The organism is Haloprofundus halobius (genome assembly GCF_020097835.1).
Taxonomy (GTDB): Archaea; Halobacteriota; Halobacteria; order Halobacteriales; family Haloferacaceae; genus Haloprofundus; species Haloprofundus halobius.
On record NZ_CP083666.1, the window covers coordinates 3179706 to 3205637 of the forward strand.

The 25932-nt window shown below is 65.4% G+C and carries 24 protein-coding genes and 1 pseudogene; 11 read left to right on the top strand and 14 right to left on the bottom strand.

Annotation, left to right across the window (positions count from 1 at the left end; all coding sequences use genetic code 11):
* Positions 1 to 269: 269 nt before the first annotated feature.
* From LAQ74_RS16705 to LAQ74_RS16725, 5 genes are all read right to left on the bottom strand, one after another.
* The gene (locus tag LAQ74_RS16705) at positions 270 to 842 is read right to left on the bottom strand and encodes a hypothetical protein (protein WP_224333688.1); all 573 of its coding nucleotides are present in this window, start codon (positions 840 to 842) and stop codon (positions 270 to 272) included.
* A gap of 95 nt (positions 843 to 937) precedes the next feature.
* Positions 938 to 1732, bottom strand: coding sequence for an Nmad3 family putative nucleotide modification protein (locus tag LAQ74_RS16710; RefSeq protein ID WP_224333689.1), 795 nt, complete (start codon positions 1730 to 1732; stop codon positions 938 to 940).
* A 42-nt stretch (positions 1733 to 1774) separates the two neighbouring features.
* Complete coding sequence (locus LAQ74_RS16715) at positions 1775 to 2107, bottom strand: DUF7577 domain-containing protein (RefSeq protein WP_224333690.1); 333 nt, start codon at positions 2105 to 2107, stop codon at positions 1775 to 1777.
* Positions 2108 to 2185: 78 nt separating this feature from the next.
* A complete protein-coding gene (locus LAQ74_RS16720; RefSeq protein WP_224333691.1) occupies positions 2186 to 3295 on the bottom strand; it encodes a PQQ-dependent sugar dehydrogenase in 1110 nt (369 codons plus the stop codon).
* 108 nt (positions 3296 to 3403) lie between these two features.
* Positions 3404 to 4303, bottom strand: a complete 900-nt coding sequence (locus LAQ74_RS16725; RefSeq protein WP_224333692.1) for an acyltransferase — start codon at positions 4301 to 4303, stop codon at positions 3404 to 3406.
* A gap of 161 nt (positions 4304 to 4464) precedes the next feature.
* Here LAQ74_RS16725 and LAQ74_RS16730 point away from each other — a divergent pair, with 161 nt between their 5' ends.
* On the top strand, positions 4465 to 5763 hold the full coding sequence (locus LAQ74_RS16730) for a glycoside hydrolase family 68 protein (protein WP_224333693.1): 1299 nt from the start codon (positions 4465 to 4467) through the stop codon (positions 5761 to 5763).
* An 80-nt stretch (positions 5764 to 5843) separates the two neighbouring features.
* Here the strand turns inward: LAQ74_RS16730 and LAQ74_RS16735 are convergent, their stop codons facing one another.
* Positions 5844 to 6011 carry a DUF1059 domain-containing protein gene (locus tag LAQ74_RS16735; RefSeq protein WP_224333694.1) on the bottom strand — a complete coding sequence of 56 codons (168 nt, stop codon included), beginning with the start codon at positions 6009 to 6011 and terminating at the stop codon, positions 5844 to 5846.
* A gap of 82 nt (positions 6012 to 6093) precedes the next feature.
* The gene (locus LAQ74_RS16740; protein ID WP_224333695.1) at positions 6094 to 6918 is read right to left on the bottom strand and encodes a helix-turn-helix transcriptional regulator; all 825 of its coding nucleotides are present in this window, start codon (positions 6916 to 6918) and stop codon (positions 6094 to 6096) included.
* 190 nt (positions 6919 to 7108) lie between these two features.
* On the opposite strand from LAQ74_RS16740, the gene LAQ74_RS16745 reads away from it, so the two are divergent.
* Positions 7109 to 7726, top strand: a complete 618-nt coding sequence (locus LAQ74_RS16745) for an OsmC family protein (protein ID WP_224333696.1) — start codon at positions 7109 to 7111, stop codon at positions 7724 to 7726.
* A gap of 66 nt (positions 7727 to 7792) precedes the next feature.
* On the opposite strand, the gene LAQ74_RS16750 is transcribed toward LAQ74_RS16745, so the two are convergent.
* Both LAQ74_RS16750 and LAQ74_RS16755 read right to left on the bottom strand, forming a co-directional pair.
* A complete protein-coding gene (locus LAQ74_RS16750; protein ID WP_224333697.1) occupies positions 7793 to 9961 on the bottom strand; it encodes a glycoside hydrolase family 32 protein in 2169 nt (722 codons plus the stop codon).
* Positions 9962 to 10059: 98 nt separating this feature from the next.
* Complete coding sequence (locus LAQ74_RS16755; RefSeq protein ID WP_224333698.1) at positions 10060 to 11349, bottom strand: S8 family peptidase; 1290 nt, start codon at positions 11347 to 11349, stop codon at positions 10060 to 10062.
* A gap of 792 nt (positions 11350 to 12141) precedes the next feature.
* Here LAQ74_RS16755 and LAQ74_RS16760 point away from each other — a divergent pair.
* A complete protein-coding gene (locus LAQ74_RS16760; protein WP_224333699.1) occupies positions 12142 to 13239 on the top strand; it encodes an aldo/keto reductase in 1098 nt (365 codons plus the stop codon).
* A gap of 137 nt (positions 13240 to 13376) precedes the next feature.
* Here LAQ74_RS16760 and LAQ74_RS16765 read toward each other — a convergent pair whose 3' ends face one another.
* Positions 13377 to 13688, bottom strand: coding sequence for a hypothetical protein (locus tag LAQ74_RS16765; protein ID WP_224333700.1), 312 nt, complete (start codon positions 13686 to 13688; stop codon positions 13377 to 13379).
* A gap of 173 nt (positions 13689 to 13861) precedes the next feature.
* Between LAQ74_RS16765 and LAQ74_RS16770 the strand changes: the two genes are divergently transcribed.
* On the top strand, positions 13862 to 14203 hold the full coding sequence (locus LAQ74_RS16770) for a DUF7344 domain-containing protein (RefSeq protein ID WP_224333701.1): 342 nt from the start codon (positions 13862 to 13864) through the stop codon (positions 14201 to 14203).
* Positions 14204 to 14447: 244 nt separating this feature from the next.
* Positions 14448 to 14687: pseudogene (locus LAQ74_RS16775) on the top strand (HVO_2922 family protein); the annotation flags it as partial.
* 27 nt (positions 14688 to 14714) lie between these two features.
* On the opposite strand, the gene LAQ74_RS16780 reads toward LAQ74_RS16775, so the two are convergent.
* Positions 14715 to 16250, bottom strand: a complete 1536-nt coding sequence (locus LAQ74_RS16780) for a heme-binding protein (protein ID WP_224333702.1) — start codon at positions 16248 to 16250, stop codon at positions 14715 to 14717.
* 127 nt (positions 16251 to 16377) lie between these two features.
* On the opposite strand from LAQ74_RS16780, the gene LAQ74_RS16785 reads away from it, so the two are divergent.
* Both LAQ74_RS16785 and LAQ74_RS16790 read left to right on the top strand, forming a co-directional pair.
* The gene (locus tag LAQ74_RS16785; RefSeq protein WP_224333703.1) at positions 16378 to 17244 is read left to right on the top strand and encodes a formate/nitrite transporter family protein; all 867 of its coding nucleotides are present in this window, start codon (positions 16378 to 16380) and stop codon (positions 17242 to 17244) included.
* Positions 17245 to 17326: 82 nt separating this feature from the next.
* The gene (locus tag LAQ74_RS16790; protein ID WP_224333704.1) at positions 17327 to 17848 is read left to right on the top strand and encodes a PadR family transcriptional regulator; all 522 of its coding nucleotides are present in this window, start codon (positions 17327 to 17329) and stop codon (positions 17846 to 17848) included.
* A gap of 105 nt (positions 17849 to 17953) precedes the next feature.
* On the opposite strand, the gene LAQ74_RS16795 is transcribed toward LAQ74_RS16790, so the two are convergent.
* From LAQ74_RS16795 to pyrH, 3 genes are all read right to left on the bottom strand, one after another.
* Complete coding sequence (locus LAQ74_RS16795) at positions 17954 to 19741, bottom strand: site-2 protease family protein (protein ID WP_224333705.1); 1788 nt, start codon at positions 19739 to 19741, stop codon at positions 17954 to 17956.
* A gap of 219 nt (positions 19742 to 19960) precedes the next feature.
* Positions 19961 to 21643 (bottom strand): lysine--tRNA ligase, encoded by a 1683-nt coding sequence (gene lysS, locus LAQ74_RS16800; protein WP_224333706.1) that lies wholly within the window; start codon positions 21641 to 21643, stop codon positions 19961 to 19963.
* On the bottom strand, positions 21640 to 22359 hold the full coding sequence (gene pyrH / locus LAQ74_RS16805; protein WP_224333707.1) for a UMP kinase: 720 nt from the start codon (positions 22357 to 22359) through the stop codon (positions 21640 to 21642). The genes lysS and pyrH overlap by 4 nt, the downstream gene beginning before the upstream one ends.
* A gap of 140 nt (positions 22360 to 22499) precedes the next feature.
* Between pyrH and LAQ74_RS16810 the strand changes: the two genes are divergently transcribed.
* From LAQ74_RS16810 to LAQ74_RS16825, 4 genes are all read left to right on the top strand, one after another.
* A complete protein-coding gene (locus tag LAQ74_RS16810) occupies positions 22500 to 23207 on the top strand; it encodes a class I SAM-dependent methyltransferase (RefSeq protein ID WP_224333708.1) in 708 nt (235 codons plus the stop codon).
* A 27-nt stretch (positions 23208 to 23234) separates the two neighbouring features.
* On the top strand, positions 23235 to 24029 hold the full coding sequence (locus LAQ74_RS16815) for a molybdopterin synthase (protein ID WP_224333709.1): 795 nt from the start codon (positions 23235 to 23237) through the stop codon (positions 24027 to 24029).
* Between the two features lie 300 nt (positions 24030 to 24329).
* Positions 24330 to 24578, top strand: a complete 249-nt coding sequence (locus LAQ74_RS16820) for a DUF7123 family protein (RefSeq protein ID WP_224333710.1) — start codon at positions 24330 to 24332, stop codon at positions 24576 to 24578.
* A gap of 186 nt (positions 24579 to 24764) precedes the next feature.
* The gene (locus LAQ74_RS16825; RefSeq protein WP_224333711.1) at positions 24765 to 25925 is read left to right on the top strand and encodes a site-2 protease family protein; all 1161 of its coding nucleotides are present in this window, start codon (positions 24765 to 24767) and stop codon (positions 25923 to 25925) included.
* The last annotated feature ends 7 nt before the right edge of the window (positions 25926 to 25932 follow it).

Below are 25932 nucleotides of genomic sequence, written 5' to 3' on the forward strand. Positions count from 1 at the left end.
TCGACCGATGACCAAACGTTCGTCTCCGCCGATGACGTTCGAAGTCGGATACTGGGATTGATACATCGGTAGTGAATGCGGCCCAGTCATCCACCGTCTCGCTGTTCGGTCATCCCTGCATTAGAAACGTGTATCCTCTGCATCTACCGATTAGATTTGAGCCAAACTGAGTTTCTTGATGATGAATCGGCGCCCTGTATTCAGTACCGGTCTCAACAAACTATTACTGGTTGAGGGTTTCAACAGAGCCATCGAACCCGGCGATTCGTTTACTGAACCGTGTACCCGTCGTCTTCCAACGCTTGAGTAACCAGTTCGTCGAACACCGTCGCCATCTCGGGGACGAGTCGGTCCACCGCGGGGTCCTGGTCGCGGTACTCGACCGTCCGCTGCTCGCCGTCGACGAAGCCGTACCGTCGTCCGTACTTCTCGCCGTTGTCGCCATATACGACGACCGTTACGTAGGGGTCGCGGCCGCCGTGGACGCCGATTTCGTGGACCAGCACCGTCGCGAACTCGGTGAGATTCGTCGCGTAGTTGCCGACGACCAACCCGCGTTCGAGTGCCTCGCGGTTCCACTCGCGGCGTTCGCCGGTTTTGAGGCTGCAACCGACGACTCGCTCGGGCGTTATCTCCTCGACCTCCCACTCGTCGATGCGGGCGGAGGCGACGTCGCGGTCGGCGTTCTTGATTCGGTCGCCGACGCGGACGCCGAGATACACCGCCCGCCCGGGTCGCCACTCCACGCGAATCTCGTCGGGGGAGAGGTAGACGCGCGCTTCCTGCCCGGCGATGGTCCGTCGTTCGATTCTCGTGTGGCTGTCGATGTCTCTCAGCGTCATGCTGTCTCGGAGGCGCGCTGAGGAGTTAACCCGCGCGCCGGTCTCGATTCTGCGCCGTCAGCTGCGTCGTCCCACCCGCCTCTCCCGCTCTCCTCTCACCCGAACCACGGCGCGTCGTCCGTCTCTCGGCCGTCTTCGTCGATAATCGCTCGAAGTTCCGCCGTCGCAGACTCGTCGAACCAGAACCGCCGTCGCCACCACGGCCCCTTCCCAGAGTCGTTCGACAGTTCGGTCACGAGGCGGTTCGCCGTCGCGCCTGCCTCGCGCGAACTCAGCGGGACGACGCGCTCGAACAGCCTCGACTCCTCACCGCCCTCGACGAGCACCTTCGCGTCGAACGGGTCACGTTTGACGTGGGCGTTCCCGGCGAACCGCTCGCGCTCTGCGGTCAAGAGTTCGTGGTACCCCTCGCCGGTCACCGACTGTCGGACGCGAAACTCGCCGACGAGGTACGCCCCCCAGTCGTCGTCGACGACACGGTTCGAGGTCAGTTCGGCGTCGTCACGACTGTCGTCGCCGTTGCGTGCGGCGTTACCGCCGCGTACGTGGTCGCTGCCGTCGTGCCGACTCAGCGTCGCGTAGAAGAACAGCGAGTCGCCCGGCGACAGGTCCGAGAGCGGTCCGGCTTTGACCCCGTGTTCGTCGCCGTAGGTGTGTCGCGTCGCCCCATGGACGCCCGCGAACGCCGGGTCGAGATGGACCGGCGTGTCGAGCACCGACGCCGGGAGGTCGAAGCCGAACGAGAGGTCGCCGTAAGTCGGCACTCGCTCGCTCGTCTCCTCTCGCTCGGGAATCGGGACGTACTCGAACCGACCGTCTGGATACACCGGTCCGCGGAAGCCGGGGAGGTTCGTGTTCGCGGCGACGTTTATCGCGATGCTTCGAGCCACGCCGTCGCTACGGGAGCACCCGACAAAGAGTCGCCCGGTCGCTCATCCCAGCCGCTGGGCGCAGTTACGGCAGAACGTGAACGTCGTGTCCGTTTCGTTCTCGACGCCGCAGTGCGGACAGATGCGCTCTGTCGCCGACTCCGGGAACGCCTCCATCGTCGCCGCCGACATCGCCGGACTCAGTTTCGCGGCCGCGGTTCGGTCGTGAGCCATCTCGCGCTCTGCGGATTCGTCGCCGCTCCCGCCGTGCCGCGCGACTGCGCTGTCGGCCTCGGCGAACGCGCCGTCGTCGCCGCCGAGGTAGCGGTAGACGAGCAGTTGGAGGACGACCAACCCGAGCACGTAGACCAGTATCCATCCCCACAGTGCGCGCATAGTATGATATTTGTCACCATGGCACTTGTGTCTTCGGTTCGTACCGAGAACCGCAGGAAAGCGGGCCGATTCGTTCGTCTACTCCTCCGTCTCTGGGAAGAACCGAATCACCCTATCGTCGCCGTCGCGCGGTTCGCCGCGTCCGTCGAGGTTGCTCGTCACGGCGTAGAGGTGGTCGTTCGGCCCCGTGAACACCGTCCGGAGGCGACCGAACTCACCCTCGTACAGCGGTTCGTCCTCGACGATCTCCGTACCGTCGATGCGGAGGCGGCGGAGGTGTTCGCCCGCGAGCGTTCCGAAGAAGAACTCACCCTGCCACTCGCGGTACGGGCCGTCGTAGAACGTCGCGCTCGCGGGGGCGATGGTCGGCGTGTACTCGGTGATCGCGCCCGTGTACTCGTCGGTGCTCTCGGTACCGCCGACCTCCGGCCAGCCGTAGTTGTTGCCGGCTTCGAGGACGTTCACCTCGTCGTTCTCGTCGGGGCCGTGTTCCGTCGAGAAGATCTCTCCGTCGCGGAAGGCGAGCCCCTGCGGATTTCGGTGGCCGTAGGTGAACACCTCGTTGTCGAAGGGGTTGTCGGGATGCGGTTCGCCGTCGAACGTCAGCCGAAGCACCTTCCCGTTGAGCGAGTCGGTGTCCTGGGCGCGGTCGCGTCCGTTCGCGTCGCCGACGGTGGCCAGGAGGCTATCCTCGTAGACGGCGAGGCGACCGCCGTCGTGGATGACGTCGCCGGGGATTCCGTCGAGTATCGGCTCCCACTCCCAGCCGTTTTCGAGGTCGTGGCGGACGATGCGGTTCGTGAACTCGTACTCGCCGCCCGAGTACGTCTGGTACGTGTACGCCGCCGACTCCTCGGGGTGAAAGACCAGCCCCAGCAGTCCGCCCTCGCCGTCCTGGACGACGTCCTCGACAGTGAGCAACTCCTCGGGGTCGCCCTCCCCGTCGGGGATGCGGACGATGCGTCCGAGGCGCTCGGTGAGATAGAGGTCGCCGTCGCGCCACGCCGCCCCCCACGGGATTTCGAGTCCCGTGACGACCGACTCGTGCTGGATGCTCTGCGGCGGCGGCGACGTCGTCTCCTCGTCGGTGGAGGTGTCGTTCCCGGACGGGTCGGAGGCGGTGGGGGCGTCGAGGCAACCGCTGACGGCAGCGACGCCGACGAGGCCGAGATAGGTCCGTCGGTCCATGGTCGGATTTCTGTCTTCCCTAACCAAAAGCTATCGCAAAAAAGGCGTGTTTCGACGTTCGAACCTCACGGTTCCGGCGGACTGCGCGGCGGTCGAACCGCCCGATTTTTAGTTCGGCGATCCAAGGTCGCGACCGAACTCGTCGAACACGTCGACGCCTTCGGGGAGGTCGTACGGTATCTCGCGCTCGGCCTGCTGGTTCTCGCCGCCCGCCTCCAGCGGTTCGGCTTCGTCCTCCCATCCGGGCTTGATTTTCACGCTTTCCGCGGGTGTGCCGACGGCGACGTGGTGGGCGGGGACGTCGCCCTGCACGACCGAGCGCGCGCCGACGACGCTGTTCTCGCCGATTTTGCACCCCGCCCGAACCATCGCGTCGTAGGTGACGCGGGCGTCGTCCTCGACGACGGTGTGGAAGTTCTTTACTGCGGTTTGGTCGACGATGTCGTGGTCGTGGCTGTAGAGGTGGACGCCGTCGGAGATGGAGACGCGATTGCCGATGGTCAACCGACCTCGGTCGTCGAGGTGGACGTCGTCGTGGATGACCGTGTTGTCGCCGACGCGGATGTTGTGGCCGTACGTCATCGTGATGCCCTTGAACAGGCGGAGGTTCTCGCCGGCCTCCTCGAACAGGTGGTTGGCGAGCATCTGGCGGAATCGCAGCGCGAACTCCACGTTGTCGGCCATCGGCGTCGCGTCGAACTGCCGCCACAGCCACTGGAGGTGTTTCGAGCGCTTGAACTTCTCCTCGTCCTTCTCGGCGTAGTACTCCGATTCGAGGGTCGAGTTGCAGGGGTCGTACCCCTGGAGGCGGACGCGCTCTGCGTTCGATACGCCCTCGCCCGCCTGCCAGCGCTCGTACGCCTCGCGGTCGCCGTAGAGGTCGATAAGCACGTCCTGGACCACGTCACAGGTGTCCTCCTCGCCGGAGAGTCGTTCGTCAACCTCGTCGATGAAGGCTCGAACTCCGTCCTCGGCCGCGAGGGGGAGCGAGATGTGACGCTTTGTCATTGGGCCACGTTGGCCATCGTCGCTCAAATCGGTTCGGGTGTGCGCGCGTCGGGTCAGACCACGTGAAGACGTGGATGACCCGACGACCATGTCGTCTCTCGATTCGATCCGCCGCGTCGGGAAGCGGGTCACTTTCAACGCAGTACGGCATTCGGGCTCACATGAACGAACGCACGCGCGAATTCGAGGCGAAGAACGGCCCTCCCGCGTGGACCCGCGAGCACGCCGCCGCAATCGAACGCACCGACGATACTGTCGCCCCGATCATCTACCCGCCGGAGGCACCGGTCGACTCGGACCTCCACATCTGGGACACGTGGTTCCTCCGCGAGCGCGACGGCTCTATCGCCGACATCGACGGCTACCGCATCGTCTTCGCACTCTCCTCCTCGTCGGAACTGCTGCCCGGCAAACGCCACGACGTAGCCACTATCAGGTACTTCTACTCCCGCGACGGGGAGAACTGGAAAACTGGTGGATCGATCTTCGACGTCGACGAGAAGGGACCGCTCGGGTCGCGGCAGTGGGCCGGAAGCGCGCTGTACGACCAAGGAACCATCTACGCCTACTACACCGCCTCGGGCGCCCGAGGCGAAGAAGCACTCACCTACACCCAGCGTCTCGCCGTCGGGCACGGCGGCACCGTCGAAACCGACGAGGACGGGCTTCGAATCGAGGGGCCGTGGACCCACGAGGTTCTGCTCGAACCCGACGGGGAGTTCTACGAGACGGAGAGCCAGTCCAGAGGGATGATTTACACCTTCCGGGACCCGTGGTTCTTCGAGGACGAGGGCACCACCTATCTCCTGTTCGAGGCGAACACGCCCGTCCCCGAGGGGTCCGACGCCTGCGGCGGCGACGCGGCCCAACAGGAATTCAACGGCAGCGTCGGCATCGCCGAGTCGCCGACGGGCAACCCGACGGAGTTCGAGCTCAGGCCGCCCTTACTGGACGCCGTCTGCGTCAACCAGGAACTCGAACGGCCGCACGTCGTCCGCCGTGACGGGTGCTACTACCTCTTCATCTCCAGTCACGACCACACGTTCACGCCAGGTCTCGACGGGTACGACGCGCTGTACGGCTTCGTCGCCGACTCGCTGCGCGGCGAGTACGAACCGCTCAACGCCTCCGGTCTGGTGCTGACCAACCCGTCGAACGCGCCGTTCCAGGCGTACTCGTGGCTCGCGTACGACCACGGCGACGAACTGCTCGTCACCTCCTTTTTCAACTACTTCGAGTTCGACCGGCCGAGTCTCGACGAAGTCGCGGTGCTGCCCGAGGCCGAACAACTGCGTCGCTTCGGCGGGACGCTCGCGCCGACGGTCCGAATCCGTCTCGACGGCAATCGGACCAAAGTGGTGGGCACACTCGGCCACGGCCACCTCCCGCTGCCGGACGAAGAACTGCCGGAGTCGTGGTGGGAGCGCTGCGAGAAACTACCGGACGAAGGCGAGTACTGACGCGGGAGACGGCGAAAAGACGAGACTGGTCGGCGGCGGTCCCGAGGCGTCGTCGGGTCGCTGCTCCGGAGGACGTCGGCCTACACGTCTCTCGATATCCGCTCGACGTGTTCTCGCGACACAGTCACGCCGTGCGTCTCCTCGGCGTGTCGCTGGACGAACGCGACCAGTTCCACCTCGTTTTCCGAGCGGACGAGGAACTCGCAATCTTCGAACCCGGCGTGTATACAGCTCACTTCTTTGACCATGATTCGCTACCCTCGGACCCGAGTCAGTATGTCGCGGCGGAGCATAGCAGTTCTCTCGCTCCCGTCCGGCTCTCGAAGCCGCTTACTGGTTCGTCAGCGCATCCCGAATCCCGCTCTTCGTGAACGTTTCGAGACGGACGGACTCGGACTCGTACGTCTCGTAGGTCGCCTCCGCCCACTCGCGAGCGGCCGGGGAGTCGGTGTCGACGAACGCCGTCAGCGCGTTCGTCTCCGGGTCGCGGACGGCGACGCCGATTCGGTCGTCGAAGACGGCCAGTCCAAACGGCAGCGAGTCGTGCAGTCGAATCGTGAGATGTCCGCTCACGCACACCGCCACGCACCGTTCCGGGTAGTTCTCCATCACGTCCTCGACGACGGCCACCGGGTCGACGAGCGTCGTCTCCATGCCCTCGAGAATCCGCTCCTGAATCTCCCCCATGTAGGTCGGTGCGATGGCCCACGTGTCGAATCCGCGGAGCGTCTCGCTCTCTCGAACGAGCGAGACGTACCGGTTCATCGGCCCGTGCGGGTCGCCGTCGCCGGGCGTCGTCACCGTCGCGTCGACGAACGCCGAGAGCGGAATCGGCGGTATGGGGCCGTCACCCCCGTCAACCGCGTCGAGCACGGGCGCGAGCAACAGCGCGACGGTCACTTCCGATTTGAACCTCGCGAGCGCCTCCGCTACCGCACGCCCGGTCGCCGTGAGGCGGAACTCGCCGTCGACTCGCTCGACCAACCCTCGGTCCCCGAACCACCGCGTGAACCGATGGCTGGTCGCCCGCGAGATATCCAACTCCGCCTCCAGCGTTCGTCTGTCCGCCGCCCCGTCGCACAGGGCCTCCATCATGGGCGCGCGTCTGACGAGTTCGAGGAACCCGTCGGGGTCCGACAGCGTCTCGGCGGTCATGCGAGAACTACCGCCGGACGGAGGATAACCCTGTCTCGGAAGGCCGAGATCCAGTCGGTCTCAGTCGGTGAGACGCACTCACTCCCCGCGAAAATATCTCAGGTTAATTATAGATTCGGCGGCGCCGTACGGGAAACTGTCCGTCGCAGAACGCGGTGGCCGGGGGACGACCCCGAAGAGGTGTATCACGATGGCAGTAGAATCCGAACAGGAAGGAACCGTAACACAGGGCGTCGACGTGGAGAAACTGAAGGCGTTCTTGGAGTTCGCCGAGGCCAACCCCGAGGACGTGCAGTTCGACCTCGAAGCGACGGGCGTCTACGAAGGTCGGGCGATTCACACGAAGGCGACGACCGGGCCGTACACGCTGGGCGGTCAGCGAATCGACCGCACCGCTCGCGAGTACGTCCACCATCTCGGCGGGCACAGAGAGGTCGAAGACGCCGTCGGATTCGTCGACCCGACCGACCGCCAGGAGGTCATCGAACTCGCGCTCGCCGCGCTCTCGGGGTGCATCAACGCCGCCGTCAGCATGAGCGCAATCGCGGCGGGCATCGAACTCGACACGCTCGAAACCAGCGTCCGCATCGCCTGGGATCCGTTCGTCTTCCTCCATCTCGAAGAGATTACGACCGAAGACGGCGACCCCGTCGACATGTTCGGCGACCTCGAAGTCGACATCGAGGTCGACGGAGACGGCCTCGGCGAAGACGAACGCAGCTACATCGAGGAGTCGGTGGGGCGTTCGGCGGTGTACAACCTCGTGACGCTGCCGCACCGCTGCCGACCGTCGGTTCGCCGTCGGTGAGCGACACCGAGAGTCGGTCGCGTAGGCGGTACTACCTTTCTTGCAGCGCGTTCGAGCGAAGTTCGCTCAGCCGCCGTCAGAGCGCCGGTTTCGACCCGCCGGAAACGTCGATTCGAGTTCCCACGCTCTCGCCGCGCGAAGCGTCACGTCGCCGCCGACCGCCGACAACGAGACACCGTCGGCGTCTTCGCGCGTCGGGTACACGCGGCTCGTAAGACACCGGCGCTCGTTCGCGAACAGTTCCAGAATCGACCCATCGACGAACGCCCGAAGCGAGAGCGCGTCCCCGTCGCCGTCGCCCTCGACGGGCATCCGCTGTTCGTCCCTCGCCGCCGGTCCGTGACTCGACTTCGAGCGGTCGACGACGACCGACTCGCCGTCGTACCTGGCGACCGTTCGTTCCGAGAGCGCGGGCGACTCGAAGACGCCGAGTTCGAGGGTCGCACCCGAGTCGAGGTCGACGTCGAACGCCAGTTCGTAGCTGTTGCCCGCGAGGTCGAGCGTCCGGCGCTCGCCCGCCGACAGCGACACGTCGCCCGAGAGCGCGCTGCGCCCGCGGAGGCTCGCCAGTTCGGCGGCCGGTCGCTGGACGATATCTCCCCCGGAGACGTCGAGTTCCCGCGGGAGCGACATCGCGCCCGACCAGCCAGCGCGCCACTGTGCGTCGAGGCCGCGGGCCTCCGGGAGCCACCCCCACGTCAGCACGCGGCCGTCGGGCGTGCGTAGTGACTGCGGCGCGTAGTAGTCGCCGTAGTCGAGGACGCCCTCGTTCGTCGGCTCGAAGTCTGGTGTGTCCAAATCCGCCTCGCCGACGAAGTAGATGGTCTCGTCGTAGTTCGACACCTGCAGAATCTGTCCCTCCTCGAACGTCAGCAGTTCCGGACACTCCCAGACGGTTCCGGGGTCGGACTCCTCGCGGCAGAACAGCGGGCCGGCGTACTCCCACTCGTCGAGGCTCTCGCCGCGGTAGAGCAATACGACGCCGCCTCCAGCCTGCGTGCCCGCACCGATGAGGTGGTACCAGACGTCGTCCTGTCGCCAGACGCAGTGGTCGCGGAACTCGGCGTCCCAGTCGTTCGTCGCCAGCACCGGCGGGTCGGTCGGCGCTTCCTCGATAACCGGGTTCTCGGCGTGTTTAACCCACGTCCGAAGGTCGTCGTCGGCTGCGGTCGCCAGACACGGCAGTTGGACGGTACCGCGACCGCCGGTGTAGAGCAACGTCGGCGTCCCGTCGGTGTCGACGACGGTACAGCCGGACCAGCAGCCGTCGCGGTCCGGGCCGTCCGGCGACGGCGAGAGCGCCACCGATTCGTCGCGCCAGTGGACGAGGTCCTCGCTCGTCGCGTGCCCCCAGTGAATCGACCCGTGGAACGGTCCTGCGGGGTTGTACTGATAGAACAGGTGGTATCGGCCGTCGTAGTGGACGAGGCCGTTCGGGTCGTTCAACCAGTTCGCGGGCGCGGCGAGGTGGTAGCCGGGCCGGTGGTGGTCGTCGGAAAGCGCCGCCCGAACATCGGCGAACCCGTCAGCGTCGGCGGGTCGGTCGGTGAACGTCGGCCAGCGGTCGGCGGCGAGCGACGTCAGTAGATTTTGTGTGAATCGGTCGCGCCCGTGCGTCTCGTCGCCGCCGTCGCCGAACCGGAGGTGCTCGCCGACGCCGACGACGTGTCCGGTGCCGACGCGCCACGACAATAGCGACTTGTGGCCGACCAGTAGGTCGTCGCCGCGGAGCGAACTCCCAAGGAGTTCGCCTCGTTCGGGAACGAGCGACTCGTAGCGGGCGAACGACCGCTCGTCGCCCGCCGACGCGACGTGGAACCGCTCGCCGAACGATTCGAACGCCGGATGGTCGTCGTAGAGCGCCTTCCGCGCGAACCCGACCGGGTCGTGAACGTCCTCGACGCCGGTCGCGTCCGGACCGACGCTGTCGATGCCGAGGGGTTCGACCGCAGAGAGCGCGCGAAGCGAGAGTAGCAGCCCACCACCGTCTTCGAGGAACGCGCGGACGCGGCGAGCGCCGTCTCGGACGGCCGCAATCCCGCCGTCGAGAGGCGCGTCGCGGTGCCACCACACAGCGTCGTAAGCGCCGAGGTCGACGGCTCCGTCAGCGACGGCACCGAACGAGACGATGTCCGCTGTCGCCGCCGTGTCGCCACACCACTCGTACGCCGCCCGCTGTTCGGGCGAGCGGTCGGCCACGTACATACACGCGACGCGCACAGGAAGCGTATCCATCCTCTACGACTGGCGTCGCTGAGCGATTAAGCGTTGCCGACTTCCCGGCGGTGCGAACCGAACGCCGCGAGACCTGTCTCCCCGTCTCCGACAGTCGCTCACCCCGACGGCGAGTGCGATTCGCTCATCCGCCGAGCGGCCTCAACGGCTCTCGAAGCGTTCACGCGGCCGGCGCCGAGTTCGGCGCGACTCTCGCCCGGAATCCCGTCGGCGGTCTCCGTGATCAGCCGCTGGACCTCCGGGGCCGAGAGCTCCGGAGCGACCTCTCGAACGAGTGCCACGACACCGGCGACTTGCGGAGCGGCGAACGAGGTTCCGGCGGAGTATCCGTAGTGCCGGTCTTCTGAGAGCAGGGCCTCGGTCGGATACGTCGTCAGCGACAGCGCCATGTAGCTGTTCGGGGGAAACGGTCCCCAGATGTTGTTACGCGGATACGGGTATGCGGGCAGCGCGCACGCGTCGCCGACCGTCGAGCCGGGCAGCAACCATCCGGTCGCGTCCGAGGAGATCTCGCCGGTGTCGTCGCTGTCACCGTCGGGCGTGCAGAACGCTTTGACGATGGTCTCGTAGCCGCCGCCGGGTGCGCTCACGTCGACGAATTCGCTCCCGTAGGTGGTGTACTCCGTTCGCCTGTCGTTCGGGCCGGTCGCGCCGACGGTCAGCGCGCTTGGGATGCTTCCCGGGAAGTCGAAGAACCTGCCACCCGGCGGGAATCCGAACCCGGCGTTCCCGCTGGCAATGACGACGACGGTGAACAGCCAGTTCCTCACCGCGAGGTAGTCCGCTACGAGCAGCAGAAAGCGACTCAGGTCCGACGACAAGTCGAACAGCACACCGAGACTGAGGTTCATCACGTCGGCTTCGATACTCGCCGCGTACTCCATCGAGAGAATCACGTCCGAGAAGAATGCCTGTATCTTCGCCGGATCGATTCCCGGACTACTCCCTCCGGCCGACGGGCTCACCGAGACGAGTTCGGCGTCCGGTGCGACGCCGACGATACCGGCGTCGCCGTTGTTGCTCGCGGCGGCGACGCCAGCGACTAACGTCCCGTGCCCGAAACCGTCGCGGCCTCGCGATGGGAACGTTCGACCCTGGTTGATTCGAACCGATGCATCGAGATCGACGTTCTCTCGAAGGTTCAGATGATCGGCGTAAATTCCCGTGTCGATGACGGCGATGCGCGTCCCTTTCCCGGTAGCAGTTCGGTGCGCCTCGAACGCCTTGATGACGCGTTTGTCCCACTGACGCGAGACGTATCGGTCGTCCTCGTCGTCCTCGTCGGTGGGATCGATTTGCGGTGTTGGTGACCCCGATGCTGTCGGAGGCCTCGTCGTCGCGTTCCCCGCCGAGCGCGGGAGAACGTTGGACGCGTCTGTACGGAGCATACGATCCTCGACGGCGTCGACGACTCCAGAGACGCCAGCTAATCGCGCCCGCTTGCCCGACTTGCCCGTCACGACGAGCACGTTCCCCCCGAAGAGTTCGCGTTCTATGGAGAATCCGGCACCAACGACTCGTCTCGAGACGCCGCTGGCGAGCGGGTCGCCCGCGGCGAGATATCGAACTCGCTCTCGACCGCTCCCGACTCCGATTACGCCGAGCGTTCCGAGACCGAATACTCCCCCTCGTAGTACCGCCCGACGCGTGTATCGATTCGTTTTCCACCGACGCAACCGGATGTCGGTAGTCGATGCGTGACTCTTCTTCGACATGGCGAATCGATTACCACCCCTGTCGTATTAACTGATAATATACTTTTATATGATTTCAGACATGTAGAAACGATACTCTCGGCGCGTAGCGAGTGTCTACATGTTCCGGTAGTTCGAGACGGTGTTCTCCCACAAGTTCGGAGGATGGATTCTGTTGCGTGTCTACCGGTAAGGTGTATAGCGTATTGTTCGAGTGGAGGATCGACAGACGCGTCTCAATTCATTCTAATCATGTGAAATAAGGCGCGTATCGTCCGGCCAAACTCCGAAACGTCGGTTCTCCACGCAGACGATATTTGATATCGCGGTATCTAATATATCACACGCGGTGCCACCTCGTCAACGGACCGCGACGAGCGGCGGCGAGAACACCTTGTTCGCTCGGAGACCGCCAGTCGCCACGCTCTTCATGAATTCGACGGTCGAACCGGTTCCGATAAGTGTCGTCTCGCCGTAGCGCGCGGTATGAACTACCGAACGCTGGGCGATTCGGGAGTGGAAGTGAGCGAAGTCGGCTTCGGCGCGTGGGTCGTCGGCACCGACTGGTGGGGTGACCGGACCGAACAGCAGGCCATCGAGATGATCGAACACGCCCTCGACCAGGGGATCACGTACTTCGACACCGGCGACGTGTACGGCCACGGGAACAGCGAGAAACTCATCGGGAAGGCGCTGGCCGACCGCCGCGACGAGGTGACGCTGTCGACGAAGATCGGCTACGACTTCTACAACCACCCGCAGGCGGGCCACGGCGAGTTGCCGAAGCGACTGGATCCCGACTGGATTCGAACCTGTGTCGAGCGGAGTTTGGAGCGTCTCGACACCGACTACGTCGACTTCCTCCAACTGCACAACGCGAACGTCGACGAAGTGACGCCAGACGTGATCGAGACGCTCGAATCGCTGCAGGAGGAGGGGACCGTCGACGCGCTCGGCTGGGCGCTCGGCCCCTCCATCGGCTGGCTCGCTGAGGGCGATCGTGCGGTCGAACTCGACTTCGACGCCATCCAGACGGTGTTCAACGTCTTCGAGCAGACGCCCGGCCGTCACTTCCTCGACACCATCGCGCGCGAAGAAGCGGAGACGTCCGTCATCGCCCGTGTCCCTCACTCCTCGGGACTGCTGAACGAGCAGGTGACGCCCGACACCGAACTGGACGCCGGCGACCACCGCGGGTTCCGCCCGGACGAGTGGTACGAGACCGGGTGGGAGAAAGTCGAGGCGCTGCGCTTCCTCGAACGCAGGGAGGAGCAGAGCACCTCTGGCTCCCGGACTCCGCCCGGGAATAACGGCGAGCGAACGATGGGCCAAGCCGCCATCCAGTGGCTGCTCAGCCACGACGCCGTCGCGTCGGTGACGCCGACTTTCCGAACGACCGCCGACATCGACGAGTGGGCCGCTGCCTCGGAGACACCGCCGCTGTCGGACGAGGAGATCGAACGCGTCGAGGACCTCTCTCGAGAAAACTTCGGTATCACCCGCGACGACGGGATGGACAGCCTTCGCTCTTCGGTTGACGGGGCGGACCTCGTCGGCACCGGCAAGCAGAACGCCGGTCTGTAGTCCGAACAGGGGTATAAACTCTCTTCTGCGATATCAAAACCTGCGCGCGTCGCTACGTCGGGCTTTACTGGTAGAGGAAACAGTAATGTGACCTACTCCGCAACGCAGTTGCGTGAGTGTAGTAGCCCAGTTTCTTCTCAGCGGGGTGAATTCGTTCTCGACGAACTGATGGACGCTCTGCCCGACGTGACAGTTCGATTCGAACGGGTCGTGTTGGGGCGAAGTTCGCTCGTCCCGTTGCTCTGGGTACGAGGCGGCGACCCGCGGGGTTCGAGGAGGCCGCCGCCGCAGATTCCACCGTCGCCGCGGTCCAGCGACTCGAAACTGCCGAGTTCGACGCGTTGTTTCGTGTTCGGTGGAACTCGCTGGAGAGCCGACGTCTCTTCGACGTCTTCGGAGAGAACGAGGCGCTGTCGGTCGGTCGGCACGCGTTCGACCGCGACTGACACTGGCGTCACCCCTGTCATATATAACCCATCTCGTTCAAGGCCTCGGTTATATATTGTCTGGCGTAGTTGTATCTAATTGACATTATGTCGCCTCCCCTCCACCGCGGACTGTACGCCGTCGCTCGACCGGTCGACTACTCCAGCGACTCCGCTTCTCTCCGGTTCGCACAGTAATGTCTTCAGATACACACGACCACTCACTCGCACCGTCAACGGCCTTCGAACTGCTCGCCGACCCCTGTCGGCGGGGCGTCCTGTACGTCCTGTTCGACACCGGGGAACCGATGCGCCACGAACAACTCATCGAGCGGATGTTGCAGCGGGAAGTGACGTCGTTTCGTGACCGCCGTCGCCTCCGCCTCGAACTGCACCACGCGGCGCTTCCGAAACTGACGGCGACTCGGTTCGTTCATTACGACGAGCGAACCCGCCGTCTCCACCTCACCGACCCGGAGTCGGAGCTCAAACCGTACCTCGCGTTCGCACAGTCGATGGAACCCACTCGGACTCGATAGGGACATCTCAGTCGGCGGTCGGTCGCTCTCCGTCCGCCACCCCTTCGCTTCACTTCGAATTCGACCGACAGCATCGGTTCACCTCGTTTTTCGACCACTTCCGCTGCGCACTCTCGACAGCCGTCGGTAACTAATACGTTCATCGACGTCGTCAGTGTACCATATGAACGAGCAGAACGTCCGAGTCTCGGTGTCGGTCGTCGCCGACGGGAACGTCGTCGGCCGCTTCGATTCGGCCGCCGATACGTCCGAAGTCGCCGCCTCGACGGAGCGTTCCGACTCGACCGGCGACGAACGCGAGTCCGACGAGGTCGAACCGGAGTCGGCGGCGACCTTCGAGTTGTACCGCGACCGCGCCGACGAGTGGCGCTGGCGACTCCGCCACGACAACGGCAACATCATCGCCGACGGCGGCGAGGGGTACTCCTCGAAGGCGGCGGCGAGAAACGGTATCGAGAGCGTCCGAAAGAACGCGCCGGGAGCGACGCTCACGACCCGGTGAATTGGCGACTCAGGCGAGGAAGACGTGCCGCGGGCGGTCCGCAAGCACGTCGCGGCCCCACTGGACGGTCTCGCGGAACTCGTCGCTGCGGAAGAAACCCATCGCGTCCTCCTTCGAGCGCCACTGGCTGGCGATGAACATGTCGTCTTCGTCGTCGACGTTCACCATCAGGTCCGTCTCCTGGTGGCCGTCCATCTCGCCTAAGAGGCCGCCGACGGTGTCGAACTTGTCGACGAACTCCTCGCGGTAGTCGGATTTGACGGTGTAGAACATCCCCATCGTGCCGAATCCTGACTCCTCGCCCGCGCGCGAGACGATGCCGGGCAGTTCCGAGAGGAATCCGGCGGCCGTCTCGGCGGCGCTTTGGGTCTCCCAGATGCTGACGACGGCCGAGCGACCGCGTTCGTTCGCCTCGTAGACGGCCGTCTTGACGTGCGTACCGTAGTGCTCGAAGTTGCCGCGGAGTCCCTCGACTTCGTCGAACAGCTCCCCCGTGTCGGCCTCCGAGTACAGCACCGTCGCGTAGACGTCCTCGCCGTGTGGTTGCCCGGCGTAGATGTTCAGGTCGGTGAGTTCGCCGCGTATGGTCTCGCTCTCGTCGGCGTCACCTCCGTCGTCTCCGCCGCTTCCGTGGTGGCTGTCGCCTCCGTGGTGATGGCTACCATCACCGTCGTCGCCGTGGTGTCCGCTCTCGCCGTGGCCGTGGTGCCCGCCGCTCTCGCCGTGAGCGTCACCGTGGTGGTGCCTTGCGTCCTCGTGTTCGTTCGTCGGTACCGACTCGCCGTCGAGGTACGCGCCGAGGTCTGCGGGCGGGAACCGCCGGCCGACGTAGAACTGCCCGAACTCGCCGTACCGAGAGGAGGCTTCGTCGAAGCGCATCTCGTAGACGATATCCTTGATGTCGGTCGGGTCGCTGCCGAACAGCGTCACGCCCCACTCGTAGTCGTCGAAGCCGACGCTGGAGGCGATGACTTGCTTGATTTTACCCGCGTACTTCCGACCCACGTCGCCGTGACCGGCCATCAACTCGGCGCGCTCCTCGAAGGAGAGATCGTACCAGTTGTACTGCTCGCCGCGGCGCTTGCTCATCGGGTAGAAGCTGACGTACTCGTCGTCGGGGATGTCGGGTTTCATCTTCCCCTCGATGTAGCGTCGGAGGCCTTCGTCGACGGCGTCGGCACCCTCCTCGAAGTACTCGTCGGAGACGTAGCCGCTCACTTCGGTCACCGAGACGTACGACGTCGGCTGGTCGGTGAACCCGGCGAGCGCCGTCCGCTCGAAGCGGCGTTCGGCCGTCGACAACGCGTCGAGCGTCGGCCGGAAGTGCAGAACCAGCAGGTCGGCTTTGTGACCGACGATGGAGAACACGGCAGACGCGCCTTCGTCCGCATCCTCGACGGCTTCGTGCGACTGGAGGTAGTCGACGGCTTCGTCGATAGCGCGTTCGCGTCTCCGCCGGGGCGCGTCGCGCCACGCGTCCCAGTCGATGCTGCGGAAATCGTGCAGCGCGTACCACCCTTCCTCGGTCTGCGGCGCTTGAGGCATACGCGGGCGTTGGACCCCGCCGACTAAGGGCGTTGTGAGTCGCACCGGGGGTTCGCCCCCGACCCGGCGGCTGATACTCGCCCCAACTTGTTTTGCCTCGGCGAGCGTCGGTGAGGCTGACCATTCGATGCCATCGACGACAGACGACCCCTCCGGCGCGACGCTCTCGTACCGCAACATCATCGAACGGGAGATGGAGAACGCCCTCACCGAGATGCGTCGCCCGACGAAGGGCGTCGCCATCTCCGGGTTCGGCGCGGGGCTCACCGTGAGTTTCGGCGCGCTGTTCATGGGGATGGCGTTGACGTTCCAGCCCAACTTCGACTCGGCGCTCGCGAAACAGCTCACTCTCGGTGGCGTCTCCTCCGTCGGCTTCCTGTTCGTCATCATCGGCCAGACCGAACTGTTCACCGCGCACACGACGATGGCCGTTCTCCCCGTGTTGGCCGACCGTGCCTCGCTTCGGGAGCTCCTTCGCCTCTGGGGCGTCGTCCTCGCCGCCAACCTCGTCGGCTGCGCGTGCTTCGCTGGACTCATCGCCGCTGTCGGTCCGGCGATGGATATCGTCGACCCGGCGGCGTTCGGCTCGATGGCGTCGGCGCTACTCCCGTTTCCGTGGTGGGTCGTCACCGCCAGCGGCGTCATCGCCGGGTGGCTGATGGGACTGCTGACGTGGCTCGTCGCGGCGAGCCGCGACACCATCAGCCGGGTCGTCATCGTCCTCGTCGTCGCTTCGACCATCGGCTTCGCGCCCTTTCACCACGCGCTGTTGGGGACGACCGAAGTGCTCGCCGCGATGTTTCTCGGTCAGGGCGTCACGCTGTTCGAGTTCGCGAAGTTCCTCGGCTGGACGACACTCGGCAACGCCGTCGGTGGCGGCGTCTTCGTCGCGCTGCTCAACTACGGTCACGTCGCGCTCGCGGGCGACGACGTCGACGTCGACTACGAGGCCGGCTCGACCGGGTTCGGCGACGACACGACCGAGGAACCGTGAGACCGTCCGTCTCCGTCCCGCAGACGGCGGCCGAACCGGACCAACCGAAACGCTTTCACAACGCCCCTCTGATTGGCAACCAATGCGGAAAAGCGGCCCCCCCAAAGGCCTCATCTCGTATCTAGTCTTGGAGTTGCTCGGCGAGAAACCGCGGTACGGCTACGAGATTCTCAAGAAGATTCGCGAGATAAGTGGCGGCCACTGGGAACCGTCGTACGGCTCGGTCTACCCCATCCTCTACAAGTTCGAGGAGAAGGGCTGGGCCGAACGGGTCGAACGCGAGGACGAACCCGACCGGAAGTACTTCGCGCTGACCGACAGCGGCCGCGACGAACTCCTCGAAAAGCGGGTCGAGACCGGCGGCAAAGCCCGCGAGTTCGCCGACATCATCCTCGGCTTCTACCACGTCTACGTCGCCTTCGCCACCGACGGCCGCTTCGACGTGGAGAGTCCCGAGGACGCCTGGCGGTTCGACGAGACGTTCAGCTCCTGGATTATCGAACAGCTAATTCGTCACCACGAGCGCGACTTCGGGTCGTTCGAGCGAATCGACGATACGCCCGAGGCGTTCTACGAGCGACAGGACATCGAGTTCGACTCGTAGGCGCGTCTGCCCCTGCGTTCGGTACGCCACGGAACGCCGTCGACGCCGACCGGGATCGGGGCTCGGCGTCGGTGCCGACGACCGTCGCCACTCGACGACGCGGCTTCAGGCGAGCAGTTGCGGGCCGAACAGCAACAACAGCAGACTGGCGAGCATGATGAGGCCGATGCTCGTCGTTATCGCGCTCGTCAGCTCCTGTCTCCCCTCGACCGGGAGCCGCGAGACGACGGCCTCCGTCGACGTGCGGAGGATTCGCCCACCGTCCAGCGGGTACGCGGGGATGCAGTTGAAGAAGGCGAGGTTGAGATTGACCCAGCCCACCCAGAAGAGGGCGTTCGCGAGGAGGAACACCCCGCCACCGAGCGCCGCGAGCGGACCGCTGACGGTGTAGAAGTTCGCGTTCGTCGCGACGAACCCGGCGAAGTTGGCGTCGATACCCGGAACGACCGTACCGGCGAAGGGCAGAAACAGGATGAACAGCACCTGCGAGAACAGCCCGCCCTGAATGTCGCCGCCGAGGATGCTGAGGAACTGTTCGGCGGGGTACGGCACCACGCCGAGGCTGTTGACGCCGATGCCGCTCAGTTCCGGCCCCTGCGTCACGCCGACGAGGCCGCGACCCGTACCGTCGTTCGCCTCGGCGAGCGTCACTTCGTACGTCCGAAGCTCTCCGTCGACGTAGGCGGTGACGTTCACCTCGTCGCCGGGTTCGCCCCCGTCGAGCGCCGACTGCACGTCGCTGTAGTCGAGCGTTCGCTGGCCGTCGATGCTCGTGACGACGACCTGTTCGCCGCCGGGGACGTCGGTCTGCTCGCTCAGCGGTCCGTCCGGAGAGACGGCGAGAAGGACGCCTATCGGGCCGCTCACCGTCGACTCCTCGCCTGCCCGGTCCTCGACGGTGAGCGTAGCGATGGGTTTGTCGGCCACCGCTTCGCGCAGCCCAGACTCGGTGTTGACCGACGTCCCGTTCACCGCGACGATGGTGTCGTTCGTGCTCACGCCCGCCTCGCCGTCGGCGGCCAACGGCGAGTTCGGCGACATCGCCGTCACCAACAGCGACCGCTGGACGGTCCGCTCGGTGCCGTCAGACATCGTCACCGTCACGTTCGCGGCGTCGTTCGATTCGAGCGCGTTCCGGAGGTCCGCGTCCGAGGTGACGTTCGTCCCGTCGAAGCCGACGATGCGGTCTCCCGATTCGATTCCGGCGTCGGCGGCCGCCGAGTTCGGGAACGTGCTGCCGACGGCCGCGCCGGGGGACGCCGCGATCGCGCCCGTCACCGGACCGAACAGCAGCGCCAGCGCGATGGCGGTGATGGCGAGGTTGTTCGTCACGCCGGCGGCGAACATCCGGGTCCGGCCGCCGCGACTCGCGTTTCGTTGGCTCTCCTCGTCGGGTTCGACGAACGCGCCGATGGGGAGCACCGTGAAGAGGACGAGCCCCATCGACTCGATGTCGATGTCTTCGACCCGACAGAGCAGTCCGTGACCGCCCTCGTGGACGACGAGTCCGACGAGGAGGCCGAGGAGAATCTCGGGAGCGACCGACAGCGGGAGGAAGTCGTTGACGCCGGGGATGACCAACACGTTTCGCGGTGCGTTCACCGCCGTCGGCGCGGGCGGGTTCTGGACGATCTGGACGCTGCGGAGCACGAGGAGGACGAACGTGCCGACCATTATCACGAGCGTGATGCCGACGCCGACGTTGCTCCACGCCCGCCAGAACCGCTTGGGGGTGGAGAGCCACTCGAGGAACTCGCGTCCGCGGCGGGTGTGAATCGTCATCAGCGGGCCTTGCACCTTCAGCGAACTCGGGAGCAACCCGCGCTGTCGCAGCAGCAGGACGAGTACCGTGTAGAGGGCCACGCCGGAGACGATCCAAAGCAGCGTGTTCATTGGCCAACCGGAGGAGTGCGAGCGGGAAAGACGTTCGGATTGTGTCTGCGGGGCTACGTCGACTCCTCGGGGGTCGCAGGCCGGGTTCGGTTATCTCGATGGCCACGGGACGCCGTCGCGTCCGACGCGCGCGGACGACCCACGCCAGCGCGACGACGCCGAGGACGGCACCGGCCGTCGCGAGCCGTCACTTCATTCCGTTCGTGACGAGCCTCCGTCTCACTCCGTTCGACGGAGACGCCCCACCACGAACTCCCGTTCGAGTTCGCCGAGGAACTCGCCGAGACGCGGCCCCTGCGTCTGGTCGAAAAAGAGCAGGTACCCCGCCTGAAACAGATCGCCCGTCTCCACGTCGTGTGCCTTCGCGGCTTCGTAGATTTCGCCCTGTATCTCCTCGCCCGTGTGGCCTTCCTCGACGAACGCCGCGAGTGTGGAGAGGGCGGCGGCCACGTCGTCGTCGAGATCCACGTCGGGCATCTCCGTCTGGAGGCGGTAGTTGTACTCGTTGTCCATCCGCTTGGCCCACGCGCGGGCCTTCTCGACGCGCTCCATCGCGTCTACGACGGCCCACTCGGGCGTCTCGTCGGTGATGTGCCCCTCGTTCTTCGCCATCTGTCTCCTGAGTTCGGGGTTGTCGACCATGCCCAGCACCGCGGCGAACGTGTACGGGAGACGGACGCGGTCCTCCCGTACCTCGTCGACGAGGAAGGGGTACGCGCGGTCGGCCACCTCTTCGATGTTCTCGTCGGTCTCCTCGTCGAAGTAGACGCGCTCGAAGCGGTCGAAGTCGTTGACGAGCAGGTCCAATCGCCGGAGGTCGAAGTCGCGGGCGCGGCGCGGGTTGAGCGCGAAGAAGTACCGCAGGACTTCGGGTTCGGCGAGTTCGAGCACCTCGGCGACCGTGACGATGTTGCCCGCCGAGGAGGAGAGCGGTTCGCCGTTGAGCGTGAACCACTCGTACGTCATCGGGACCGGCGGTTCGATGCCGAGGACGTTACGCGCGATGTCCTCGCCGCTGGGCCACGAGCCCTCGGCGTGGTCCTTGCCGAACGGCTCGAAGTCGACGCCGAGCACCTGCCACTGGGCGGGCCACTCGAAGCGCCACGGCAGTTTGCCGTCGCGGAACGTCGCCGTCCCCTCGTGACCGCAGCCGGAGATGGTGTTGTCGCCGGCGGTCATGTCGGTGCAGACGTAGTCGACGGTGCCGGCGTCGAGGTCGATCCCCGTCACCGTCTCCGTAATCTTCCCGCAGTTCCCACAAACCGGGTTGAACGGCACGTAGTCGTCGCCGACCTTGCTCTGGTAGTTCGAGAGCACCGTGCGGGCGGTGTCGGCGTTTTCGAGCAGGTGCTGTACGACGGGCTCGAACGTCCCATCCGCGTAGAGTTCCGTGTTCGAGATCATCTCGACGGGAACGCCGAGCCGCTCGGCATCGGCCTCGATGAGCGCCGCGAAGTGCGCCGCGTACGATTCGGCCTCGCCGAAGGGGTCCGGAATATCGGTGTACGGTTTACCCAGATTTCGGCCGAGCGCGCCCGCGTCGACGTCGCCGAGGCCGACGATGTCGCCCTCCTTGTCGGCGAGTTTGCGGGGGAGTTTGCGGAGCGGGTCCTTGTCGTCGCTCGTGAACACCTGTCGGACCTCGTAGCCGCGTTCGCGGAGCACCTCGGCGACGAAGTAGCCGCGGAGAATCTCGTTGAAGTTACCCAGATGAGCGACGCCAGACGGCGAGATGCCGCCTTTGACGACGATGGGTTCGTCGGGGTCTCGCGCGAGAATCTCGTCGGCCACTTCGTCGGCCCAGAAGGCGTGGTGCGTCTCGCCGCTTCCCTCCTCCCGACCGCTCTCGTCGGCGGCCGTCGGGGCCGCGTCGTTCGCTTCGTGCGCGTCGTCTGCGCTCATCGCTGGGACCAGTACGTCGGTTCGGTGCCCGCGCCCGCGGGGACGATGTCGGTCCCCTCGTGCTCGCCGCGGAGCACCGCGCGTTCGAGTCGCTGCGGTTCGGTGCCGTCGAGGACGATAGTGCGCATCCCGGCGCGCTCGATGAGTTTCGCCGCCAGCAGGTCGACCGGCGCGGAGGACCCGGCGTCAGTGCTCATCGGCGCGATGACGCCGACCAACTCCTCGGGCGTGAGTTCCTCGAACTTCTCGGCGCCGTCGTCGCTGCGGGGGTCGGCGCTGTAGACGCCGTCGACGCTCGTCGCGTAGACGAGCAGGTCCGCGTCGACGTACTCCGCGAGCGCGGCGGCCACCGCGTCGGTGGTCTGGCCGGGGACGACGCCGCCCATCACGGAGATGTCGCCGCGGCGGATGGCCTCGCCCGCGTCCTCGTAACTGTGCGCCGGGGCCGGGTTGACGCCCGCGCCGAGGCCGGCGATGAGCAGGCGGGCGTTGATGCGCGTCACGTCGATACCGATCTGGTCCAACTGGACCTCGTTCGCCCCGAGGCCGCGCGCGGCGTCGATGTATTCGCGGGCGACGCCGCCGCCGCCGACGACGGTGCCGAGCTCGCAGCCCTCACGGGCGAGTGACTCGATTGCCGCGGCGTGTGCCTCGACTCGACGGGCGTCGAGTTCCGGCGCGAGGACGCTCCCGCCGATAGAAATGACGACTCTCATTGCACTCGGTTTGCTGGGATTCGGTCTTAAGGGTTATCAACTCCCGATTCAGCCGGCCCCGAATCGCCGTTTCGACCCAGTAGAATGACCGGGTCTCTTCTCTAGAGTACTCTTTTGTACTTTGATGATCATATTTGTCCATGGAATCGGAGGTAGACGGCCGGTACGACATCGAAGGGTTCGCGTTCATCGGGCGCACGTTCGACGAGTACCGCCGCATGTTCGACCTCGACGTCGACGCGCTCGACGGTCGTCGAGTACTCGACTGTCCCGGTGGCTCCTGCTCGTTCGCCGCCGAGGCAGCCGCTCGGGGCGTCGACGCCGTCGCGGTCGACCCACTGTACGCAGCGGACGTGGAGTCGCTCGTCGCCCGCGGTCGAGACGATGTCGAGCGGGCGGCGTCGGCACTGTCGGAGGTCGAACGGCTCTACCGGTGGACGTTCTACGACGACCCCGACGACGTGGCCGACTACCGGCGGGCGGCGCTGGAACGGTTTCGCTTGGACGCGTGCGCAAACCCGGGTCGGTACGTGGCCGCCCGACTCCCGTCGCTGCCGTTCGCCGACGACAGTTTCTCGCTGGTGCTGTCGGCGCATCTCCTGTTTCTGTACGACGACCGCCTGGACGCGGCGTTTCATCGCGCGGCGCTGTCGGAACTGCTCCGGGTCGCTCGCGACGAACTCCGGGTGTTTCCGCTCTCGGGATTCGACGCGACGCGCTCGGCCCGTCTCGACGACGCGCTGGAGACGCTCGAAGCGAACGGGTACGACGCGACCGTCGAAGACGTCCCCTTCGAGTTTCAGCGCGACGCGAACGAGCTGCTCCGCATCCGAGCTGAGCAACACTAAAGCCGCTCGGTCCCCCGTCTTCCGGATATGCGAACACTCTGTGTCGTCGGCCCCGGTGCAACGACGCTCACCGAGCGACTCGCGTCGCGACTCGACGGCCGCGTCGCGACGGTCGAACGACTCCCCGACGGCAGTGACCCCGCCCCCGACTCGGCGGCGTCGTACGGTCTCGCAGACGACGGCGTCTGGGTCGGCGCAGGTCGCGACCGCTCGCGCGACGAACTGCTGGACCATCTCGCCGCCGAGTACGACTTCGCGCTCCTCGCCGGATTCGAGTCGGCCCGCCTCCCGACGGTGGTCCTCGGCGACGCGGCCGCGGAGACGGACGACTCTGGCGACATCCTTATCGCCGCCCCGTCGATCGACGAGGTCGACGTCGACGACCTCCGCGCTCGCGTCGAGGCGCTCGACCCCTACGTCACGCTGGAGTCGCTCGTCGAACGGCTCAAAGGCGACCCGCGCGCCGAGCGTGCGGGCGCGATTGCCACGTTCACCGGTCGCGTCAGAGCGAAGGACGCGGACGACGACCCCCGCACGACTCGGTTGACGTTCGAGAAGTACGAGGGAGTTGCCGGGGAGCGACTCGCCGATATACGACGCGACATCGAAGCACGCGACGGAGTCGAACGCGTGCTGATGCACCACCGAACCGGCGTCATCGAGGACGGCGAGGACATCGTCTTCGTCGTCGTCTTGGCCGGACACCGAACCGAAGCGTTTCGCGCCGTCGAGGACGGTATCAACCGCCTCAAAGACGAGGTTCCCATCTTCAAGAAGGAGACGACCGTCGAGTCGGACTTCTGGGTCCACGACCGATCGTAACCCGTTCGCATCGCGGCAAAGGACACTCCGTTTATCGACCGTTTCGCCGTGGTTGTCCGATCCGAAATCGGCTATTGTTGCCTAAAAACGGTCTACAAACCGGATAATATCTTAGTTTTTATATATATTAAAAGTGTGAAAGAATCTCCCAGAGTGCCTTGTGAATGTTCTAACCGCATATAAAAACGTCGTAAAACGAACTCTTTTGCTCTATTCAGGCTGAAAGGGGCCGAACTGTGGCTAACGTTCCTGTCTTTATAACATCCCGACCGGCGATGTGGGAAGTGAGGTCAGAACGAAATGAGCGCAACAGCAAACCCCTCCACCGACGGACGCTCGAAAGAGACCCGACTGAAGCAGTACCTCGTCGAGAAGGCGCAGGACGGCGAACTGTACTTCAAAGGGAAGTTCATCGCCGACGAAGTCGGTCTCTCGCCCAAAGAGATCGGCGCGCTGATGGTGAAGCTTCGCGACTCTACCCACGAACTCACCATCGAGAAGTGGTCGTACACGAGCGCGACCACGTGGCGCGTCGCCCCGTCGTCGTAAGCTCCACTCGCTGCAGCGACCTCGCCTCCCGCGCAGGTCCCCGCGCTGCCGGCCGAATCGCGAACCATGCAGGTCCCCACCTCCCACCATGACACCCCTCACACCTACCGACCGCTGACCGCACCGACCCTTCGACTCGCTCAGGCACCGAAGTTATACCCTTCTGCGCGTTACAGGTAGTATCTGATGGACGAGGCCGACCCCCCTCCGTACGGCCCAGCGACCGCCCCCGCAGATGGTCCCTCGCTCGAACAGCTGAGCTCTGTTTTCTACGTTCGCGAGGTTCGGACGGACGACGACCGACTGCTGTACTACGGCGAGTCGCTCGTCTCGCGCCGCTCGCTACTGGAGACGGTGTGGCCCTCGTTCCGAGAGTCCGGCTACGACGTCCGCTTCGCGCGGACGAACGACGGGCTCGACGTGCTCGTCGCCGAGCCGATTTCGGTCGGCGTCGACGGCGTTCCGTGGAAGAACCTGCTCTTACTGGTCGCGACGGTCGCCTCGACGCTGTTCGTCGGCGCGTACGCGTGGTACTACATCCCTGTGAGCCAGATTCAGGAGAACCCGCTCGTCGCGCTCGAAGCGTGGCCGTTCACCGCCGCGGTTCTCGGCGTGCTCTGCGCACACGAACTCGGCCACTACGTGATGGGCCGGTACCACGGTGTCGACGTGTCGCTGCCGTACCTCATCCCCTTCATCTTCCCGTTCGGCACGATGGGGGCCATCATCCGGATGCGAGGGCAGATGCCCGACCGGAAGGCGCTTTTCGACATCGGCGTCGCGGGCCCGTTGGCGGGGCTGGCGGCGACGGTGGTCGTCACCGCCATCGGCCTCTCGCTCGACCCGATTACGATACCCGAGCGCGTGTTCGTCCGCAGCAGCGAGGTCATCCAGTTCAACAACCCGCTGCTTTTGGACCTCATCGCGACGCTTCTCGGCCAACCGAGCGACTACAGCTACCCGCAGACGGTCAATCCGGTCATCATCGGCGGGTGGGTCGGGATGTTCTTCACCGTACTGAACCTGCTCCCGGTCGGACAGCTCGACGGCGGACACATGGTCCGCGCGATGCTCGGCCGTAGACAGGAGACGGTGGCGACGCTCGTTCCCCTCGGGCTGTTCGGCCTCGCGGGCTACCTCTACTACGTCCGCGAACTCGGCCTTCAGGAGTCCGTCGGTCTGTGGGCGTTCTGGGGTCTGTTCTCGATGTTCATCGCTATCAACGGCCCCGCACACCCCATCGACGAGTCCGGTATCGGCTGGAAGCGACAGCTCGTCGGTGTGTTCACCTTCGCGCTCGGCCTGTTGTGTTTCATGCTAGTGCCGATTCAGCTGATTAGCGCCTGAGCGTTGG